At 70.7% G+C, this 18,636-nt stretch carries 19 protein-coding genes; 5 read left to right on the forward strand and 14 right to left on the reverse strand.

Features of this window, described 5'->3' with window-relative positions:
* The first annotated feature begins 88 nt into the window (after positions 1–88).
* Complete coding sequence (locus ACTIMO_RS10665; protein WP_422391658.1) at positions 89–1,054, forward strand: quinone oxidoreductase family protein; 966 nt, start codon at positions 89–91, stop codon at positions 1,052–1,054.
* Positions 1,055–1,138: 84 nt separating this feature from the next.
* On the opposite strand, the gene pheT is transcribed toward ACTIMO_RS10665, so the two are convergent.
* Both pheT and pheS read right to left on the reverse strand, forming a co-directional pair.
* On the reverse strand, positions 1,139–3,682 hold the full coding sequence (pheT, locus tag ACTIMO_RS10670; RefSeq protein ID WP_448182400.1) for a phenylalanine--tRNA ligase subunit beta: 2,544 nt from the start codon (positions 3,680–3,682) through the stop codon (positions 1,139–1,141).
* On the reverse strand, positions 3,683–4,765 hold the full coding sequence (gene pheS / locus ACTIMO_RS10675; RefSeq protein ID WP_448182401.1) for a phenylalanine--tRNA ligase subunit alpha: 1,083 nt from the start codon (positions 4,763–4,765) through the stop codon (positions 3,683–3,685).
* Positions 4,766–4,981: 216 nt separating this feature from the next.
* Here pheS and ACTIMO_RS10680 point away from each other — a divergent pair, with 216 nt between their 5' ends.
* Positions 4,982–5,461, forward strand: coding sequence for an eCIS core domain-containing protein (locus tag ACTIMO_RS10680; protein ID WP_448182402.1), 480 nt, complete (start codon positions 4,982–4,984; stop codon positions 5,459–5,461).
* 96 nt (positions 5,462–5,557) lie between these two features.
* Here the strand turns inward: ACTIMO_RS10680 and pcp are convergent, their stop codons facing one another.
* Complete coding sequence (gene pcp / locus ACTIMO_RS10685; RefSeq protein WP_448182403.1) at positions 5,558–6,196, reverse strand: pyroglutamyl-peptidase I; 639 nt, start codon at positions 6,194–6,196, stop codon at positions 5,558–5,560.
* A 61-nt stretch (positions 6,197–6,257) separates the two neighbouring features.
* Here pcp and ACTIMO_RS10690 point away from each other — a divergent pair, with 61 nt between their 5' ends.
* The gene (locus tag ACTIMO_RS10690; protein WP_448182404.1) at positions 6,258–7,355 is read left to right on the forward strand and encodes an Rv2578c family radical SAM protein; all 1,098 of its coding nucleotides are present in this window, start codon (positions 6,258–6,260) and stop codon (positions 7,353–7,355) included.
* Positions 7,356–7,367: 12 nt separating this feature from the next.
* Here ACTIMO_RS10690 and ACTIMO_RS10695 read toward each other — a convergent pair whose 3' ends face one another.
* The 4 genes from ACTIMO_RS10695 to ACTIMO_RS10710 all read right to left on the reverse strand — a co-directional run bounded on the left by ACTIMO_RS10695 (position 7,368) and on the right by ACTIMO_RS10710 (position 10,015).
* Complete coding sequence (locus ACTIMO_RS10695) at positions 7,368–7,937, reverse strand: DapH/DapD/GlmU-related protein (RefSeq protein ID WP_448182405.1); 570 nt, start codon at positions 7,935–7,937, stop codon at positions 7,368–7,370.
* Positions 7,938–8,002: 65 nt separating this feature from the next.
* The gene (locus ACTIMO_RS10700; protein WP_448182406.1) at positions 8,003–8,458 is read right to left on the reverse strand and encodes an NUDIX domain-containing protein; all 456 of its coding nucleotides are present in this window, start codon (positions 8,456–8,458) and stop codon (positions 8,003–8,005) included.
* A gap of 22 nt (positions 8,459–8,480) precedes the next feature.
* The gene (locus ACTIMO_RS10705) at positions 8,481–8,729 is read right to left on the reverse strand and encodes a hypothetical protein (protein WP_448182407.1); all 249 of its coding nucleotides are present in this window, start codon (positions 8,727–8,729) and stop codon (positions 8,481–8,483) included.
* Positions 8,730–8,854: 125 nt separating this feature from the next.
* The gene (locus ACTIMO_RS10710) at positions 8,855–10,015 is read right to left on the reverse strand and encodes a glutamate--cysteine ligase (protein WP_448182408.1); all 1,161 of its coding nucleotides are present in this window, start codon (positions 10,013–10,015) and stop codon (positions 8,855–8,857) included.
* Positions 10,016–10,346: 331 nt separating this feature from the next.
* Here ACTIMO_RS10710 and ACTIMO_RS10715 point away from each other — a divergent pair, with 331 nt between their 5' ends.
* Positions 10,347–11,645: an MFS transporter gene (locus tag ACTIMO_RS10715; RefSeq protein ID WP_422391649.1), complete on the forward strand. Its 1,299-nt coding sequence runs from the start codon at positions 10,347–10,349 to the stop codon at positions 11,643–11,645.
* Between the two features lie 101 nt (positions 11,646–11,746).
* On the opposite strand, the gene ACTIMO_RS10720 is transcribed toward ACTIMO_RS10715, so the two are convergent.
* From ACTIMO_RS10720 to infC, 4 genes are all read right to left on the reverse strand, one after another.
* Complete coding sequence (locus tag ACTIMO_RS10720; RefSeq protein ID WP_448182409.1) at positions 11,747–12,709, reverse strand: TrmH family RNA methyltransferase; 963 nt, start codon at positions 12,707–12,709, stop codon at positions 11,747–11,749.
* A 43-nt stretch (positions 12,710–12,752) separates the two neighbouring features.
* Positions 12,753–13,142 carry a 50S ribosomal protein L20 gene (rplT, locus tag ACTIMO_RS10725; RefSeq protein WP_055772447.1) on the reverse strand — a complete coding sequence of 130 codons (390 nt, stop codon included), beginning with the start codon at positions 13,140–13,142 and terminating at the stop codon, positions 12,753–12,755.
* An 89-nt stretch (positions 13,143–13,231) separates the two neighbouring features.
* Complete coding sequence (gene rpmI / locus ACTIMO_RS10730) at positions 13,232–13,426, reverse strand: 50S ribosomal protein L35 (RefSeq protein WP_055772451.1); 195 nt, start codon at positions 13,424–13,426, stop codon at positions 13,232–13,234.
* Between the two features lie 106 nt (positions 13,427–13,532).
* Positions 13,533–14,657, reverse strand: coding sequence for a translation initiation factor IF-3 (infC, locus tag ACTIMO_RS10735; RefSeq protein ID WP_422391647.1), 1,125 nt, complete (start codon positions 14,655–14,657; stop codon positions 13,533–13,535).
* 340 nt (positions 14,658–14,997) lie between these two features.
* Here infC and ACTIMO_RS10740 point away from each other — a divergent pair, with 340 nt between their 5' ends.
* Positions 14,998–15,498: a DUF1844 domain-containing protein gene (locus ACTIMO_RS10740; RefSeq protein ID WP_448182410.1), complete on the forward strand. Its 501-nt coding sequence runs from the start codon at positions 14,998–15,000 to the stop codon at positions 15,496–15,498.
* 124 nt (positions 15,499–15,622) lie between these two features.
* Here the strand turns inward: ACTIMO_RS10740 and ACTIMO_RS10745 are convergent, their stop codons facing one another.
* Genes ACTIMO_RS10745 through priA form a run of 3 tightly spaced genes read right to left on the reverse strand, consistent with a single transcriptional unit; the run spans position 15,623 to position 18,633 of the window.
* Positions 15,623–16,924 (reverse strand): MFS transporter, encoded by a 1,302-nt coding sequence (locus ACTIMO_RS10745; RefSeq protein ID WP_448182411.1) that lies wholly within the window; start codon positions 16,922–16,924, stop codon positions 15,623–15,625.
* A gap of 27 nt (positions 16,925–16,951) precedes the next feature.
* Entirely contained in the window at positions 16,952–17,878 is a 927-nt protein-coding gene (locus ACTIMO_RS10750) for an SseB family protein (RefSeq protein WP_448182412.1), read from the reverse strand.
* Complete coding sequence (priA, locus tag ACTIMO_RS10755; RefSeq protein ID WP_055772462.1) at positions 17,875–18,633, reverse strand: bifunctional 1-(5-phosphoribosyl)-5-((5-phosphoribosylamino)methylideneamino)imidazole-4-carboxamide isomerase/phosphoribosylanthranilate isomerase PriA; 759 nt, start codon at positions 18,631–18,633, stop codon at positions 17,875–17,877. The genes ACTIMO_RS10750 and priA overlap by 4 nt, the downstream gene beginning before the upstream one ends.
* Between the last annotated feature and the right edge of the window lie 3 nt (positions 18,634–18,636).

Genomic DNA, 18,636 nt, shown 5'->3' on the forward strand with positions numbered 1-18,636 from the left:
GGATATGCAGAGCTACACATAGTTATGCAGTCCTTCGGTGCGGCCTGCGGGAATAGCATGGGCAGACGCCACCGAAAGGATCAGCATCATGCCCTCAGCCATCGTCGTCCGGCAGGCAGGCGGACCCGAGGTCCTCGCCCTCGCTCCCGCGGACCGCCCGGAACCGGGTCCCGGCCAGCTCCTCGTGAAGGTCGCCGCCGCCGGGGTGAACTTCATCGAGACCTACCAGCGCAGCGGCGCCTACCCCGTCGAGCATCCCTTCACCCCGGGAGCCGAGGCAGCGGGCACCGTCGAGGCGCTCGGGGCGGACACCGCGGGCTTCGGGGTGGGTGACCGCGTCGCCTTCGCCGAGGGAGCGGGCACCTACGCCGAGTACGCCCTCGTCGACGCCGACCGCGCCCTGCCCGTGCCGGAGGGCGTGGACCTCGAGACGGCCGCGGCACTGCCGCTGCAGGGAATGACCGCCCACTACCTCATCAACTCCACGTTCGAGGTGCGGCCCGAGCACACCGTGCTGGTCCACGCCGGCGCCGGTGGCGTGGGTCTCCTGATCACGCAGCTCATCAAGGCCAAGGGCGCCCGGGTCATCGCCACCGTGTCCACGGCCGAGAAGGAGGAGCTGGCCCGCAGCGCCGGCGCCGACGAGGTGCTGCGCTACGACGGCTTCGCGGATGCTGCGAGGGCCCTGACCGACGGTACGGGCGTGGACGTCGTCTACGACGGCGTCGGCAAGGACACCTTCGACGCGTCCCTGCGCGCGCTGAGGATCCGCGGGACGCTGGTGCTCTACGGGGCGGCATCCGGCCCGGTCCCTCCACTGGACCTGCAGCGCCTCAACAGCGGGGGTTCCCTGTTCGTCACCCGCCCCACGCTGGTCCACCACCTGCTCACCCCGGAGGAGCGGCGCTGGCGCTCCGAGGAGCTCTTCGGTGCCGTCGTCGCCGGCCATCTCGAGGTGCGCATCGGCGCCCGCTACCCCCTCGCGGAGGCCGCACGCGCCCACGAGGACCTGCAGGGCCGCAGGACCACGGGGAAAGTGCTGCTGGTCCCCTGACCGGACTGCGTGTCCGGACGACGGAAGGCCCGCCCGCGCGAGCGTGGGCGGGCCTTCCGTCGTGGCAAGGGAGTCTCCCGGAGGTCAGCGCTGTACGGCTCCGAAGCGCTCGGCCGCGCCGGCGACGGCGCTGTCCCGCGCGGCGCTCGCCTCCTCGGCGGTCAGGGTCCGGTCGGGAGCACGGAAGCGCAGCGCGAACGCCAGTGACTTGCTCCCCTCGCCGATGCCCGGGCCCGTATAGACGTCGAACAGGTTGACGTCCTCGAGGAGTTCGCCCGCGCCCTCGCGCAGGGCCTCGAGCACGTCCCCTGCGACGACGGCGGCATCGACGACGAGCGCCACGTCCTGGGTCGCGGCAGGGTAGGTGGACAGCGGCCGGGCCACGATCACGTCGGCCGCGGCGTCGAACAGCAGGTCCACGTCGATCTCGAAGGCGACGGTCCGCGCCGGGAGGTCCTCCGCAGCGATGAGCTTCGGGTGCAGTTCGCCCGCGTACCCCAGCAGTTCCCCGCTGCGCAGCGCGAACTCCGCGGTACGGCCGGGGTGGAACGCCTGGTGGCTGCCCTGCCGGACCACGACGTCGACCCCGGTGACCTGCGCCATGAGGTGCACCGCGTCGACGGCATCGGCCCAGTCCCAGGCGCGGGGGGCCACCCCGGCCGACGGCGCCGCCTCGTGTCCGGTGAACAGGCCCGCCACGGTCTGCGGCTGGTCCGGGATCCCGGCGTACAGCGCGTCGAGGACGGCGTCGTCGGGCTTGATGCCCAGCGGCGGGATCGAATCCGTGCCGAGCGGATCGCCGGGCAGGAACACCGCCCCCGCCTCGAAGAGGGCGAGGTCCCGGAAACCGCGGGAGTGGTTCCGCCGGGCGAGTTCGGCGAGGCCCGGCAGGATCGACCGGCGGAGGAACCCGAGTTCGGCACTCAGCGGGTTGGCGAGCTTCACCGACGGCGCGGCCACGCCCTCCTCCGGTGCCCCGAACACGGTGTTGGACCGGGCGCTGACGAACGGGTAGGACAGCACCTCCGTGAGGCCCGCCGCCGCGAGGGCGTTCAGGAGCCGGCGACGCTGCTGCTGGCCGCGGGTCAGGCCGCGGCCGGGCGGTGCCACGGGCAGGCTCGACGGGATGGTGTCGTACCCGAGGAGGCGGATGATCTCCTCCGTGAGGTCCTCCCGTGTCTCGAGGTCGGAGCGCCAGCTCGGGGCCGTCACGCGGTAGCCTCCGTCGGTGCGCTCGACCGCCGCGCCGAGGTCGGTGAGCGTGCCGGTGATCTCGCCGTCATCGAAGGGACGGCCGATCAGGCGCGCCGGGAAGTCGGCGGCCAACTCGATGACCCGCGGCTCCGGTGCCTGGCCGGCATCGGTCACGGCGTCGTCGACCGTTCCGCCCGCGAGGTCGAGGAGGAGCTCGACGGCGCGCTGCGCGGCGATGTCCGCCACGTGCCAGTCCACGCCGCGCTCGAAGCGCTTGGACGCCTCGGAGGGGAGCTTGTGGCGGCGGCGCGAGCGGCCGATGCTGACGGCGTCGAAGTGCGCGGACTCGATCAGGACGTTGCGCGTGCCGTCGGTGACCTCGGTCGCGGCCCCGCCCATGACGCCCGCGATCCCGATGGGGCCGGAGGCGTCCGTGATGAGGAGGTCGGCGGCGTCGAGCGTGCGCACCTTGTCGTCGAGGGTACGGAGCGTCTCGCCGGCGGTGGCGCGCCGGACCACGATCTCGCCCGAGAGCGCGTCGAGGTCGTAGAAGTGCAGCGGCTGGCCGAGTTCGAGCATCACGTAGTTGGAGATGTCGACCACGAGCGAGATGGAGCGGATCCCCGCGAGGCGCAGGCGCGCCGACAGCCAGGGCGGGGTGGGCCGGTTGGGGTCGACGCCGCGGACCGTCCGGGCCACGAAGCGGTCACAGCCGGGGACACCGTAGACGGGCGCACCGTCCTCGAGCCGCACCGGGTAGCCCCCGCCCGTGCCCGGCGGCACGACGACGGCGGCCGCCGGGTCGGTGAAGGCCGTTCCCGTGGCGTGGGCGTACTCGCGGGCCACACCCCGGATGGAGAAGCAGTACCCGCGGTCCGGGGTCACATTGATCTCGGCGGCCTCGTCGTACAGTCCGAGCAGCTCCATGGCGTCGGTGCCGACCTCGGGATCGAGGCCCAGCGTCGAGAGCACGAGGATGCCGTCGTGGTCATCGCCGATCCCGAGCTCGCGCACCGAGGCGATCATGCCGGCGGACACGTGCCCGTAGGTCTTGCGGGGGCTGATGCGGAAGTCGCCCGGCAGCACCGCGCCGGGCAGCGTGACCACCACCTTGTCACCCTCGACGAAGTTGTGGGCGCCGCAGACGATGCCCTGCACGCCGGAGGGATCGATCCCGTCGCCGGACAGCGCCTGCCCGGCACCCTCGGGCACCACGCGCACCTGGCACCAGTTGATGGTCTTCCCGTTGGACTGGGGTTCCTTGACCAGGCTGAGGACCTGCCCGACGACTATCGGTCCGGTCAGCTCGTCGGTGGGACGGTGGACGTCCTCCTCCTCGAGCCCGACCTTCACGAGCTCCGCCATGACGTCTTCCGCGGTGGCGTCCGCAGGTACGGCTGCGTACTCGCGCAGCCAGGAGAGTGGGACTCTCACTTAGATCTCCATCCCGAAGTGTTCGCTGAAACGTACATCGCCCTCGATCATGTCGCGCATGTCGATGACCTCGTTGCGGAACATGAGTGCCCGCTCGATCCCCATCCCGAAGGCGAAACCGGAGTACACGTCCGGGTCGATCCCGGTGGCCCTGAGCACGTTGGGGTTGACCATGCCGCAGCCGCCCCACTCGATCCAGCGCGGCCCACCCTTGGCCCCCGGGTGCCAGATGTCGAGTTCGGCGCTGGGTTCGGTGAAGGGGAAGAAGTTCGGCCGCAGGCGCACCCTGGCGTCGTCGCCGAACAGCTGCTGCGTGAAGTGCTCGAGCGTGCCGACGAGGTCCGCCATGGTGAGGCCCTTGTCGATCGCGAGGCCCTCGAACTGGTGGAAGACCGGCGTGTGCGTCGCGTCGAGCTCGTCGGTGCGGAACACCTTGCCCGGGCAGAGCACGTAGATGGGCAGCTCGCGCTCGAGCATGGACCGCACCTGCACCGGTGAGGTGTGCGTGCGCAGCACGAGGTGCGCTTCGGGTGGCTCCACGAAGAAGGTGTCCTGCATCTCGCGGGCGGGGTGGTCCGGCTTGAAGTTCAGGGCGTCGAAGTTGAACCACTCCGACTCCAGCTCGGGCCCCTCCGCGATCTCCCAGCCCATCCCGACGAACACGTCGCTGACGCGCTCCTGCAGGGTGGAGAGCGGATGCCGTGCACCGGTACGACGGCGGCGGGGCGCGGCCGTCACGTCGACGGCCTCCTCGACGAGGATGCGGGCGTCCCGTTCGGCCTCGAGCTCGGTGGTGCGTGCGGCCAGTGCCTGGTTGATGCGCCCCCGCGCCGGGCCGATGTTCTTGCCCGCCGCCGACTTCTGCTCCTTCGGCAGCGCGCCGATGCCGCGGTTGGCGAGGCTCAGGGGCGACTTCTCCCCCGTGTGGGCGATCCGTGCCGCCTTGAGTCCGTCGAGGTCTCCTGCCGCAGCGATGTCGGCGAGCGCGGCATCCACGGCGGTGGCGACCGACGCGGCGTCCAGCGGATCGGGGACCTGCGCATCGGGGCCGGCGGGCCCGGCCTGCTCTGGGGTGTCGGACATATCGATTGCTACCTTGCACTCTCGCGACGTGCGGCGGGCGGCCTGCTCGGCCGGCCACGCCGTGGACAGGAAAACGCCGGCTCGCAGCGTGGGCGCACCGGCGGGTCAAGTCTAGGCGACCGGCTCGGCGGGCCCGCAACCGCATCACGCCCGGGCCCAGGCCTGCTCGTCGGACGTCGTCGGTGACCGGTTCTCCGGCCGCAGTACGATGTCGGCATGCACCGGAGCCTCGTGCCCGTCCTCAACTGGGTGAACCTGTCCACCCCGTGCGGCCTGGCCGTCGCCGTCCTGTCGGGCTGCAGGATCACCCGCGGTCCCCATGGCATCCTCCTCGCCGAGGGCTACCGGAGGCGCCTGCCGAGGGCCCGTGCGTTCACCGTGGGTAGTGTCGTGCTGCTGCGCGGGCGGGTCCCCCAGGACGCGCCGGCGGGCTTCCGGCGGCTCCTCGAGCACGAGGCGCGCCACTGTCGCCAGTACGCCGCCTGTCTCGGCCTGCCGTTCCTTCCCGCCTATCTGGCGGCCGCCGGGTACTCGCTCCTGCGGACGGGCGATCCGGCGTCGCGGAACCTGTTCGAACGCGGGGCCGGACTGGCCGACGGCGGCTACCGCGAACAACCGCTCCGTCCCGTCACGGCCACGGTCCGGGCCGCGCTGGACACCAGGCGCGTGCGCCGGAAACAGGACCCGGCGTCCTGAGCCCTGCCCGGCAGCGGTCCGCGGCGTGTCCTGCTCCGCCGGTCCCTGTGTCCTCTCCCTGTCCCTCTGTTTCCGCCGTCGTCGTCGCGCCCGGGCCTAGTGCTCCGCGCCGGCGGAGACCCGCAGGTCCGTCGATGTCCCCGCCGTCGTCGTCGCGATGGCCACGAGCGCAGCCGCCATGTCCTCGATCGGGAGTCCCGGGGCGCCGTTCGCCTCGCCCTGCTCCGTCGAGTACGGGACGTGGACGAAGCCGCCCCTCATCCCACTGCTTCCTGCGAGGCGGTGCATGAGCCCGTAGAAGATGTGGTTGCAGACGTAGGTCCCGGCGGTCTGCGAGACCTCCACCGGGACGCCGAGCGAGGCCACCGCCTCGCGGCACGCCTTGATCGGCAGGGTGGAGAAGTAGGCGGCAGGACCGCCCGGCTCCACCGCCTCATCGACGGGCTGACGGCCCGCGTTGTCCGGGATGCGTGCGTCGTCGACATTGATGGCGACACGCTCGATGGAGACGCGCTCGCGGCCTCCGGCCTGCCCCACGCAGAGGACGATGTCCGGCCGGTGGCGGTCCATCGCCTCCGCCAACGCATCGACGCTGCGGCCGAAGACGCACGGCACCTCGACGGCGGTCGCGTCCAGACCCTGCTCGCGCAGCAGGGACGTCGCACGCCGGGCGGCGAGCCAGGACGGGTTGGTCGCTTCTCCCCCGAAGGGTTCGAAGCCGGTGAGGAGGATCATTCGACAAGCCTAGGTCAGCCGTCGGATGACAGATTATTAGAACGCATGTTCTAATACTTCCATGCGGTGGGAAGGCCAGAGAGTCACGGAGCAGGACGGCAGCACCGTTGCGGAACCGAGCCTCCTGCCGCTCGCGGGTCTCGTCCGCACGGTGAGGACCCCGGACTTCGCGGGGATCACCTTCCACGAGGTCGCCGCCAAGTCGGTGCTCAACAAGGTGCCGCCGACATCCTCGATGCCCTTCTCGTGGACGATCAATCCCTTCCGTGGGTGCTCCCACGCCTGTGTCTACTGCTTCGCGCGGAAGACCCACAGCTACCTGAACCTGGACACCGGGCTCGATTTCGACGCGCAGCTCGTCGTGAAGATCAACGCCGCGGAGGTGCTGGCCCGCGAACTCGCCAGGCCCTCGTGGAACCGCGACCATGTGGCCCTCGGGACGAACACGGATCCGTACCAGCGCGCGGAGGGCCGGTACCGTCTGATGCCCGGGATCATCTCCGCCCTCGCCGAGTCGGGGACCCCGTTCTCCATCCTCACCAAGGGCACGCTCCTGGCCCGGGACATCCCCCTCCTCGCGGCGGCGTCGCACGCGGTGTCCATCGGTGTGGGTTTCTCGCTCGCGCTGATGGACCCGGTCCTCGCGGAGTCGATCGAGCCGGGCACCCCCGCTCCGAAGGCGCGTCTTGCGCTGATCTCGCGGCTGCGCGACGCCGGACTGCCCTGCGGGGTGATGGCCATGCCGATCCTGCCGTGGCTCACCGACGGCGACGAGTCCCTCGACCAGCTGTTCGGGGCGCTCGCCGCCGCCGGTGCGACCGGGGTCAGCGCGGGCCCCCTCTACTTGAGACCCGGGTCGCGGGAGTGGTTCATGCAGTGGCTCTCAGCGCATCACCCCCGCCTCGTGTCACGGTACGAGGGCCTGTACAGCAGCGGGAGCTATGCGTCGAAGGAGTACCGCGACTGGCTGTCGGGACGGATCCGCGTCTTCAGGCGGAAGCACGGACTCACGGCGGGCGCCGGGTTCTTCCGGAACCTGACGCCGACCGGGTCCCCCGCACCAGCCACTCCCGGCGCTCCCGGCGCTCCCGGCGCTCCCGGCAGGCAAGCACCGTCCGACGCACGGACGCCCGCTCCGGTTCAGGCGGCGCTCTTCTGACCAGTGGTCGGGTCAGCCGGTCACCGAGCGCACCACTCGTGCCGGAGAACCGACGACGACGGCGTTCTCCGGCACGTCCTTCGTCACGACGGCAGCCGCTGCGACGACCGCGTTGTCCCCGATGGTGACCCCGGGAAGGATGATCGCGTTCGAGCCGACCCAGACGTTCCGGCCGATGACGATCGGGGCGGGGATCATGTCGGCGCGCCTGCCGGGGTCGAGGTCGTGGTTGAGGGTTGCCATCACCACGTTGTGCCCGATCAGGCAGTCGTCCCCGATGACCACCCCGCCCTGGTCCTGCAGCTTGCATCCGGCGTTGATGAAGATGCGTCGCCCCAGGGTGATGTTCCGGCCGAACTCCGAGTAGAACGGCGGGAACACCGTCACGGTCTCGTCGACCGGCCTGCCGGTCAGCTCGGACAGCAGCACCCGGACGCGCGCCGGTTCCTTGTACCCGTTGTTGAGTTCGCCCGTGATCCGCAGGGCGTCCTGGCTCACGGCGTGCATCACCTCGTGCAGAGGCGAGTCGCCGGTGATGGTCTCCCCGGCATCCAGTGCGGCGAGTAGGTCATCGAGTTCCATGTTCTCTCCTTCGGCAGGTCAGGGTCTCCGGCGTCGGATCGAACCGTCGACGTCCGGCAGCAGGCTCAGGACGTCCGGCGCGCAGCCGCCTCGGCTCGCAACGCGGCGAGGATCGGACGGTCTGCCGGAATCCACTGCAGTGCTTCCAGCTCGTGGGAGGGGTCCAGGAGGACCCACCGCACCTCGTCGTGGTCCTGGAGGGGCGCAGGCTCGCCGTCCGCGACCTCGGCAAGCCAGACGCGCATCGCAGCCGCGGGATTGAGCTGCCACCCCTGCTGACCCGGCCCCTCGATCTCGGAGCCCAGGACGGCGCGGACGCCCAGTTCCTCCTCGAGCTCCCGCAGGAGCGCCGCCTCGCAGGTCTCCCCCGGCTCCACCTTGCCGCCCGGGAACTCCCACATCCCGGCGAATTCGGGCGGCGCCGTCCGCCGGGCCACGAGGAGTCGGGTCGGCTGCACGAGGGAGTCCACGACGGCGGCTCCCACGATCTGACGGAGCGGATCCGTTGCTGGTTGCGTCACCCGGGAAGTCTATCGAGTGCGCTCAGCTCTCCTCGGGCGAGGCCGGGCCGTCGCCCGTCGGCGCCGTCCGGCGTTCGGGGTCGTCCCCGCGCCGGTATTCACCATGTGGGCTCAGTCCGGGCACCTGCTGGCCGGCGTTGAGTTCCATCGAGGTGTAGGACTCGTCGGAGAAGTCTGCAGCGCTCTCGGACTCGGGCTCTGCAGGCAGGTTGATGTCCTCGCGAAGGTGCTCGCTGTGGGGTAATTGGGAGGGGTGCGGTGTCCAGCTCATCCCCCGATCACATCATCAGGGCGCGGGATCGGCCAGCTGAGGTCGACGGCACCGCGGGGCTTGACGAGCGGCGCCGATCGGTCTCGGGAGCAGCCCATCCCGCACGTTCCAGCATGCAGGGTCCGTCATGGCCTGCCCCGACCCAGGAGACCGGCGAATGAGCGTGACGCAGGACGAGCGGCGGCCTCATGCTGATCCGTGATGCCGCCGCGGGGGAGGTTGGTCACGCGGACCACCTCGGAGACGACGTCCCGGAGATCGCCCCTCCTCGACAGTGCTGCACGCTGGCGGCGCGCTCCGGTTCCGCGGGCGAGGAGCTGGCGCAGCAGGGACTCGGCGATCTCGGCGTCTCCCTGGTCCCTGAGGACAGGGCGCAGGCGCTGCAGGAGGGCGAGCGCGACGTCGCCTGCATCCTGCGGAGTGGCCGTCACCGGATGCAGGAGCCGTCCGTCCATGCCGAAGCGGCCCGCCCGCCACGAAGCCACCCTGACGGTCGCGGTGGGTATCTCAAGCGGCGGCACGCCGGCGTGCCACTCGCGTGCGGCGGTCTCGACGAGTCCCCGGGTCAGGAGCGCGATCAGGACGGCGTCGTCGGAGTACAGGCACACGTCGCTCACGCGCACCTCGACCGTAAGGTCCTGGTGGTTCAGGCGGGCGTCGAAGGGGATCTGCCCGAGATTCACGGGTAGGGCGGCCTCGAGGAGGGCCTCGACCGTTGCGTTGTACCGCTCCGCGGTTCCGAAGAGATCGCATGGCCCTGCCATGGGCCAACGCCGCCGGGCCTGGGACCGGTAGCTGGCGTACCCCGTGACCGCTCCGTCCCAGTACGGCGAGTTGGTCGACAGTGCCAGGAGTACCGGCAGCCACGGGCGGATGCGGTCGAGGACCGCCACACCTTCGTCGTCGTCCTCGACAGCCACATGGACGTGGCACCCGCAGGTCACCTGGTCGCCGGCAGTCAGGGCGAAGCGCTCGTGTGTCCCGTCGTGCCTGCTGCCGGGAGAGGCGAGCGGGAGGACCGGCTGCGGGGACACCGCGAGGGCGGCAGCCCGTGCACCCACCCGGAGGGCCGTCTCGTCGGCGAGCGTGCGGCACCTCGCGAGGTCGAGGGCGAGGTCGTTGACATCCCGGTGCGGTCGGGTGGCTGTCTCGAGCCGCTCCTGCGTGACCTCGCACGTCAGCCGATCGTCGAAGCTCTGCTCGACGACCTGCCGGCCGACAGGCCTCGGCTCTCCCGTCACCGCGTCGACGAGAAGAAACTCTTCCTCGACGCCGAAGGTCCTCATGGCTTCATACCCGAAGGTGAAGCAGATTGCGTCCGGGCGCGTCGCGCGAGGACCTCTGCGGGTATCTGCATGTCGAACTCCTGAGCAGGAAGACGTGTCAGGGCCTCTGCTCACCCACGATTCCGTCAGCGATCGTAAGTCTGCTGATGTCCGGGCGGCAAACCCGTCGTGACGCACGTTTCCCTTCCATTTCCCGACCTCGGAGCCCTCGCCTAGGCTTGAGGGGGAACGACGACGTCACCTGTCGCCGTTCCGCCCGGCGGTCATCCCGTCCCGGGCATCCGGCGACCGGGCCGACCGCTCCCGACAGACTCCCGCCGCTAGGACACCCATGACTGACACCCCCGCCCAAGGACCACCCTCCCAACGCTTGTCAGGCCGCCGGTTGAATCTCGCCATCGCGGCGCTGGCGGTGGGCGGCTTCGCCATCGGTACCACCGAGTTCACCATCATGGGACTCCTCGAGCAGATGCGCGCGGATCTCGGCGTCGACTACGCCCAGGGAGGGCACGTCATCTCGGCCTACGCGCTCGGTGTCGTGATCGGTGCGCCGGTGCTCGCGACCATCGGGGCGAAGAAGCCGCAGCGCACCGTGGCACTGGCCCTGATGCTGGTCATCACGCTCGCCAACCTCTCGTCCTACTTCGCCTCCGGCTTCGGCTGGATGCTCGCGTCACGCTTCCTGTCCGGCCTGCCGCACGGCGCGTACTTCGGCGTCGCGGCCGTCATCGCCGCGACACTGGCCGATCCGGCGAAACGGGGCCGTGCGATCGCCATGGTGATGCTGGGACTCAGCATCGCGAATGTCGTCGGCGTACCGTTCGCGACGTGGCTCGGACAACAGTTCGGGTGGCGCACCATGTTCCTGCTCGTGGGCCTCATCGGCATCGCGACGCTGGTCTCCATCCGCGCCTTCGTACCCGACATCCCCGTCCGGCCGGGCGCGAGTATCCGCACCGAGCTGGGCGCGCTCCGCCGTCCGCAACTGTGGATGACCCTGCTCATCGGGATCGTCGGCTTCGGCGGCTTCTTCGCCGTCTACTCGTACATCTCGCCGATCATGACCGAGGTGGCAGGACTGGAGTCCGCGCTCCTGCCGCTCGTCGTCGCGTTGTACGGCTTGGGGATGGTCGCCGGCAATATCCTGGGCGGCCGGCTCGCCGATCGGTCCATCATGGGCAGCATCTACGGCGTCATGGCGAGTATCACGATCGTCCTCCTGCTGTTCCCCATGGCCGCCACCGCCCCCTGGTCCGCCTGCCTCTTCGTCTTCCTCGTGGGGACGAGTGGCTCGACGCTCATCCCGCCGCTGCAGGCACGGCTCCTCGATGTCTCACCCGGGGCTCCCTCGCTCGCCTCATCGATGAACCACTCGGCGCTGAATACGGCCAATGCCCTCGGCGCAGCGGTCGGCGGAGCCGTCATCACGGCCGGCTGGGGTTTCACCTCACCGGCCCTCGTCGGCGCCGGCCTGGCGGTCCTCGGCCTCGGCGTCGCCCTCCTGAGCGGCCGCATCGATCGACGGGACACTCCGGCGCCTGACGGTGGATCGAACGGGCGGTCCGAGGCACCAGCGACAGCCGGGACACCCGGTGCGGTGTCGAGCGCGGAGGGCGTCCGCGTCCCCTGACGAGTGGGGCGGCCCGAGTCGCTGCCGTGGGCATCCCTCCGGCCGGCATGGTGGACGCGCGGGTGGGAGTCCGGCGTCCATCCCGCCGGCCCCGGTCACCCTCAGCGTTGTGCGCGCGCCGAGGCGTAGAGGCACACCGTCGCAGCCGTTCCGACATTGAGGCTCTCGGCCCGGCCGTAGATGGGGACGGCGACACGGGCGTCGGCGGCAGCGGAGACCTCCTGGGCCAGACCCTGCGCCTCGTTGCCGAACAGCCAGGCCGCGGGCTGCTCAAGGCGCACCTCCGGCCCCTTCGTCGGGATCGCGTCGGGCCCGGCCGTCGACATGCTTACCCCTGGGTCGACGTCCGGCCGCGCGGTACGCGCGGGCCCACGCCTGGCGGCACTGGCGTCCTGCAGATCGTCGAGGCTCGTGCTCCCGTATCCGTCGGCGGCGAGGACGGCCAGTCCGGCGGCGCGCAGTCGCTCGGCCAGCCCGTCGAGCTCTGCGCCGATCACCAGCGGGAGGTGGAAGAGGGATCCGACCGTGGAGCGGACCGTCTTCGGGTTGTAGGGATCGACGCTCGCGCCGGTGAGGATGACGGCATCGGCCCCTGCGGAGTCTGCTGCGCGGATGATCGTGCCGGCGTTCCCGGGATCCCGTACCTCGACCAGCACGGCGACGAGGCGCGGGCGCGCCGCCAGGACGTCGTCGAGGGAACTGTCGACGAAGCGGCAGACCGCGATGAAACCCTGGGGTGTCACGGTCGAGGACATCGCCGCCAGCACGTCGGGGCTGACCAGCCGCACCGTCGGCGTGTCGTCGGAGGCCAGGAGTGCAGCGACGTCAGGATGCCGCTCGAGCGCGTCGGCGGTCGCATAGACGTCGACCACCACCCCGGAGGCGCCGTCGTCGTTCCGCTGCTGGTGCAGCCGGAGGGCCTCACGGACGGCCTGTGGCCCCTCGGCGAGGAACTCCCGCCGCTTTAACCGCGACGGACGCCCGGCCAGACGTGCCACCTCCTTCACCCGATCAGCGTGGGTGTTGGTCATCAGTGGCGCCTGGGGGCGTCCGTTCACAGTCATCGTGGACCGGGTGCGCGGGCCTGGCCCGCGGCAGCCGATGTGCCTAGGCCGAGGCCTTCAGCGGAGCCGACGTGTCGGCCGGCAGGGCGTTCTTGGCGATCTGGACGAGCGCGGCGAACGCGGCTCCGTCGGTGACCGCGAGATCGGCGAGCATACGGCGGTCGACCTGGATCTCGGCGGCCTTGAGGCCCTGGATCAGGCGGTTGTAGGTCAGGCCGTTGGCGCGGGACGCAGCGTTGATGCGCTGGATCCACAGGCGACGGAAGTCACCCTTGCGCTTGCGGCGGTCGCCGTAGCTGTAGACGAACGAGTGGAGCAGCTGCTCCTTGGCCTTGCGGTACAGGCGCGAGCGCTGTCCACGGTAGCCCTTGGCGCGTTCGAGGATGACGCGACGCTTCTTGTGGGCATTGACTGCCCGCTTCACACGTGCCACGTGTGTACTCCTTTGCTTCTTCGGTCACGGCCGCAGCCGCAGCGCGGCACCTGGGGTGCCCGTGCTTTCCCGAGGGGGTGGATTGGTGGTTAGATGCCCAGCATCTTCTTGATGACCTTGGTGTCGGCCTTCGAGACGATCTGGTCGCTCGCGAGTCGACGCGTCAGGGTCGAGGACTTGTGCTCGAGGTAGTGACGGCGGTTCGCCTGCTGGCGCTTCAGCTTTCCGCTACCGGTCAGCTTGAAGCGCTTCTTGGCTCCGCTGTGGGTCTTCATCTTCGGCATGGGAACCGATCTCCTTCTCGTAGCCGGGGCGGATGCACCCGGAGGTCGGCACCCGAGGGTGCCTGCTGGTTGTCGAACGTACCCGGGGGAACGGGGGCCGGGGCCCTTAGTCCGTGCTTCCGGGCTTGGGACGGCTGGTCGGGCTCTTGGGAGGAGCCGTCCGGCCGGCAGGCTTGGGGGTCGCCGAAGGCTTCGGCGCACCCGGCTTGGGCATGGCGGACGGCTTTGCAGCCGCCGCCGGCTTGGGTGCCGCCGCAGGCGACGGCGCCGGAGCCGTGGCAGGCCTCGGCGCGGCGGGAGCTGCAGACGCCGGCCGCGGCGTCGTGGATGCGGTCCGCGGTGCGGAGGATGCCGGCCGCGACGCGGATGAGGCAGGGCGCGACGATGCGGGGCGCTCGGTCGAGGTACGGGCCGGCGCAGACCGCGGTGCCGACGTCGAGCGCGCAGGAGCGGCCTTCGGTGCAGCAGCCTTCGGCGCTTCCGTCGTCGGCTCCTCACGTCCCGTCGCTTCGACCGCAGGAGCATCGGCAGTCGTCGACGCCGTCTCCGGCACCACCTCGACAACCGGGGCGGCGGGAGCCTCGGGCTCCGTGTTGACGGTGTACCCCTCCGGCAGAAGATCGGCGAGCGACTGCGTGAACGGTGCGTTGTCGCTACCCGAGGTGTCGACGCGGCCGGTGTCGACACCGGACTTCGCAGCCTCGTTGGCGGCCTTCGCCTCAGCGCGCTGCGTGGCGCGACGGGCTTCGGCCTTCGCTTCGGCCTTGTTCTTCGTCGGGCCGATGACCATGACCATGTTGCGTCCGTCGATCCGCGGTGACGACTCGACCACGCCGACCTCCGCCACGTCCTCCGCGAACTTCTGGAGCAGGCGGATACCCATCTCGGGCCGCTGCTGCTCACGTCCGCGGAACTGGATCATGGCCTTGACCTTGTCGCCGGCTCCGAGGAAGCGGATGGCGTGGCCACGCTTGGTCTCGTAGTCGTGCGTATCGATCTTCAGGCGGAACCGGATCTCCTTGAGGACCGTGTTGGTCTGGTTCTTCCGCGCCTCGCGGGCCTTGACGGCCGCTTCGTACTTGTACTTACCAAAATCCATGAGCTTGGCCACCGGAGGCTTTGCCTGCGGTGCTACCTCGACCAGATCCAGGTCGGACTCGGCGGCAAGTCGGAGTGCGTCCTCGATACGGACGATTCCTACCTGTTCGCCGGCAGGTCCAACCAACCGCACCTCGGGGACGCGGATACGATCATTGATTCTCGGCTCGCTAATGTGTGACTCCTGTAGGTGCTCTAACCGAAACCGCCTGCAGACGGAAGAAGGCCTCCCATTGCATGCGCAATCGAAGGCCTCGGAAACCGGTACCGGATGACCGGAGGAAGCATGGGCTTCCTGCACGTCCATCATCAGGACCGACCAGGGGACCCGGCTACCTGCAATGCTGCCGAAGGCTGCACCAGGCAAACGCGGGTGGGAGAGGACTCCGCTTGCAGACCGGCCAGCTTCAGCGCGCTCCTTACAGAGCACAGCGAGTAACGATGACCGGTTGGTCTATGCCAAGCTTACCAGTATGAACACGCCACACGACAATCCGCCGCACTCCCCCGATACCGACGCCGCGACCCCCACCCGGCGTAGCTTCACGGAGGAGAACCAGCATCCCCTGGACGGCGGCACGGACGGTCACGGTGACGGGCACGACCGTGGTCCCTCGGACGGTCCGGGCGACGCCGAGCAGGACGTCCGGCGCCAGATGCGCGACATCTCCGAGGTGGCGGCCGTGGAGGTCATCGTCACGTCGGCCGTGCACCTCATGAGCGCGGCGGCGGTGAAATGCGGTCTGGGCCACGAGGAGAACGCGGAGCAGCTCAAGGATCTCGACGAGGCCCGCAAGCTCATCACCGCTCTCGCCGGCTTCGTCACCGCTGCCGCGCCGGAGATCGGTTCCCAGCACGCCGGACCGTTGCGTGACGGTCTGCGATCCCTCCAGCTCGCCTTCCGCGAGGCGTCGATCATCCCCGATCCGCCGGGGCAGGGCCCGGGCGAGAAGTACACCGGTCCGGTCAACTGACGCATCGCGCCGCCCGCGAGACCTGGCACGACGAGGGCCCGCACCGTTCGATCGGTGCGGGCCCTCGTCATGTCCGGCCGATACCCGGGCCGCTGCTCGATCCGTGCATCCAGCCGCCCGGGTCCTACCGGCCGGCGTGCGCCGACTCCGCCGTGGCCGGACGGCGGGCCAGGTCGCTGACCGAGAACCCGACGACGCCGATCAGCGAGGACACGACGCCGACGGCGATGAATCCGCCCCAGGGGCCCGTGGCGTCGATCAGCAGACCGGCGACGGGAGCTCCGAGCGCGACGCCCGACGTCAGTGCGGACCCGTACCACCCCATCGCCTCCCCCCGCCGGTCCTCGGCGACGAGGTCCGCGACCTTCTCCGATGCAGCCGACAGGACCGGCGCACACAGCAGGCCGGCGGGGATGGAGAGGAGCGCGAGTTCCAGGGTCGAGTCCGCGAAGGCCAGGGGCAGGGTCAGGAGCGCCATGCCGAGCAGGAGGAGGGATGGCGGTACGGGTCGGTGGAGCGCTCCGTAGAGGAGTCCGCCCATCACGGAGGCGGCACACCACGCGACGAATACGAGGCCGAGTTCGCCTTCGTCGCCGGACAGCTCGAGCGCGGCGACGATCCCCACCTCGGTCCCCGAGAGCACGAGCCCGGCACCTGCTGCGACCACCATGACGATCAGGAGCGGGAAGGTCAGCCAGGGCAGCGCACGGCGCACGCCCCTGCGGAGGAGCGAGGCTCTGGCTCCCGGCGACGCTCCGGTGTCCCGGGTGCCGATGAGATCGGCTGCAGCCTCTCCGACGCCGGACGGCGCGGCAGCGGGCACCGTGGCGGCGTCCGGCAGCTGCTCGGACCGCGTCGGCGGATTGAACCACATGAGGAACATGCCGGCGGACGCGGTGGCGATCCCGATCAGCGTCAGCCCGAGGACCGTCGAGACCTGCGTGGCGAGGACGACGCCGACGGCCGGTCCCGCCATGAAGACGACCTCCGTCGAGATCGCGTCGAGCGTGAAGGCGGTCCGGCGCCGGTCCCCCTCGACCAGCACGCCCAGCGCCTGCCGGATCACGGAGAACGCCGGGAGCGTGAACAGCCCGCCGACGAGCGCGGCGACCAGGAGCCAGGGATAGGGCAGGTGCGGCGCGACGGACCAGATGACCGCCTCGGCGACGACCGAGGGGATCAGCGCGCGGCGCAGACCCGCACTGTCGATACGGCGTCCGCGCCAGGGCGCTCCGACGGCGATCCCGATGGTGACGACGGCGGCGACAGCGCCGGCTTCCGCATAGCCTCGATCGAGGGTCTGCACCACGTGGAGGGTCAGCAGCACACCGGCCGCGGAGTGCGGGAACCGGGCGATCATGCCGACGATCAGCAGGGTACGGACGGAGCGGATGCGCAGCAGGTCCCGGTATACGGCGAAGTTCACAAGTCGTCTTCCTGGCCGACGCTCCCGTCAGCCCATGAGTTTGATGTCGAGCGAGTCGACCCGTTCCACGAAATCCGGGAGACCCAGAAGGGTGGACCTGAGGGCGGTGACGGCCTCGCGGACGCCCTCGGCGGGCAGTCCCGGTCGTAGCCGCACGTCCATCCGGAGTTCGGGGCCTGGCCCCCCTCCGGAGGCAATGCTACCGTCGGCCGCCCGGCTGAGGACGCCTGCGGCGGGCCGGAGAGCCACCGACAGGATCTCCTCCTGACCGGCGGCGGCGGTCTCCACGAGCGTCACCAGTGCAGGGTCCTCGTAGGACGGCGTCCAGGCGACCTGCTGCGCCAGCGCCCATACCGCTGGGCGGCGCACGACGACGGTCAGTGCGGCGCCGGGATCGAGCACCAGGAGTTCGGCGCCGTCGGCGGCCGCCGCGAGGGCGGCCCTGGAGGCATAGGCCGCGACGGGCCGTGCCTCCGGATGCCAGCGCTCGAGGGCCCCGGTGGAGGAGAAGACCGGCAGCGCCTTCCGGCCGTCGGGCGCCGTGAGCGTCACGAGCGCCATGTCGGCCTCCTTATCGGAGTGCAGAGCGCCCCGCGGTCCCGCGGCACCGGCCGCACCATCGGCTTCCCCCGCGACGGTGAGCTGCGCGACGATCGGGATGAAGACGCGCGCCGTGGCGAGTGCTGCGAGGACCCGGCGCTCACCCGGACCCGGCTGGTCCACCGGCCCGTCCGTCGCCGCCGGACCCCCGAGCAGGCCGGCCACGGCCGCGGCCAGACCTGGATCGGCGGACCCGTCGTCGTCGTCGAACGCGTGGAGTGGGTTGTCAGGGCCGGACAGGTCCCGTCCGACCCATGGACGGCCCGCGGAGTCCGCGGTGTTCCCGCCCTCGGCGCCGTGCTGACGGCCGGCGAGGGCCGCGGCGATATGTGCGGGGAGGCGCCTGGCCGTCACGCGTCCGCGCCGGGCATTCCCGCCACGTCGAGGGCCTGCGGGAGCGTGAAGGCACCGGCGTAGAGCGCCTTCCCGACGATCGCGCCCTCCAGGCCGTGCGGCACGAGGTCCCGCAGTGCGGCGATGTCATCGAGGCTCGAGATGCCACCGGAGGCGACGACGGGTCGCGTGGTCCGGGCGAGGACCTGCTGGAGGAGTTCGAGATTCGGTCCGCGCAGGGTTCCGTCCTTCGTCACGTCGGTGACCACGTAGCGGGCACAGCCGGCATCCTCGAGCCGCTGCAGCACCTCCCACAGGTCACCACCCTCCTCGGTCCAGCCGCGGGCCGCGAGCGTGGTGCCGCGGACATCGAGGCCCACGGCGACGGCGTCGCCGTAGCGCGCGATGGCGAGTTGGGTCCACTCGGGATTCTCGAGCGCTGCGGTGCCCAGATTGACGCGCGTCGCGCCCAGTTCCAGCGCGGCATCCAGCGAGACGTCGTCCCGGATACCGCCCGAGAGCTCCACCTTGATGTCGAGGTTGCGGACCACGCGTTCGAGGAGGTCCTTGTTCGAACCACGCCCGAAAGCGGCGTCGAGGTCGACCAGGTGCACCCACTCGGCGCCCGCCTCCTGCCAGGCGAGGGCGGCGTCGAGCGGATCGCCGTAGCTGGTCTCGCTACCGGCTTCGCCCTGCACGAGGCGCACGGCCTGGCCGTCTGCGACGTCGACGGCCGGAAGGAGTTCGAGCGTGGGTGATTCGGTGAAGGGGCTCATGGG

The organism is Arthrobacter sp. CP30, from assembly GCF_053470025.1.

What these genes read in the sequence shown, in the direction of transcription:
- ACTIMO_RS10665 (WP_422391658.1), top strand. Translation starts at nt 89, where the DNA reads ATGCCCTCAGCCATCGTCGTCCGGCAGGCAGGCGGACCCGAGGTCCTC.
- pheS (WP_448182401.1), bottom strand. Translation starts at nt 4,765, where the DNA reads ATGTCCGACACCCCAGAGCAGGCCGGGCCCGCCGGCCCCGATGCGCAG.
- ACTIMO_RS10680 (WP_448182402.1), top strand. Translation starts at nt 4,982, where the DNA reads ATGCACCGGAGCCTCGTGCCCGTCCTCAACTGGGTGAACCTGTCCACC.
- pcp (WP_448182403.1), bottom strand. Translation starts at nt 6,196, where the DNA reads ATGATCCTCCTCACCGGCTTCGAACCCTTCGGGGGAGAAGCGACCAAC.
- ACTIMO_RS10690 (WP_448182404.1), top strand. Translation starts at nt 6,258, where the DNA reads ATGCGGTGGGAAGGCCAGAGAGTCACGGAGCAGGACGGCAGCACCGTT.
- ACTIMO_RS10695 (WP_448182405.1), bottom strand. Translation starts at nt 7,937, where the DNA reads ATGGAACTCGATGACCTACTCGCCGCACTGGATGCCGGGGAGACCATC.
- ACTIMO_RS10705 (WP_448182407.1), bottom strand. Translation starts at nt 8,729, where the DNA reads ATGAGCTGGACACCGCACCCCTCCCAATTACCCCACAGCGAGCACCTT.
- ACTIMO_RS10710 (WP_448182408.1), bottom strand. Translation starts at nt 10,015, where the DNA reads ATGAGGACCTTCGGCGTCGAGGAAGAGTTTCTTCTCGTCGACGCGGTG.
- ACTIMO_RS10715 (WP_422391649.1), top strand. Translation starts at nt 10,347, where the DNA reads ATGACTGACACCCCCGCCCAAGGACCACCCTCCCAACGCTTGTCAGGC.
- ACTIMO_RS10720 (WP_448182409.1), bottom strand. Translation starts at nt 12,709, where the DNA reads ATGACTGTGAACGGACGCCCCCAGGCGCCACTGATGACCAACACCCAC.
- rpmI (WP_055772451.1), bottom strand. Translation starts at nt 13,426, where the DNA reads ATGCCGAAGATGAAGACCCACAGCGGAGCCAAGAAGCGCTTCAAGCTG.
- ACTIMO_RS10740 (WP_448182410.1), top strand. Translation starts at nt 14,998, where the DNA reads ATGAACACGCCACACGACAATCCGCCGCACTCCCCCGATACCGACGCC.
- priA (WP_055772462.1), bottom strand. Translation starts at nt 18,633, where the DNA reads ATGAGCCCCTTCACCGAATCACCCACGCTCGAACTCCTTCCGGCCGTC.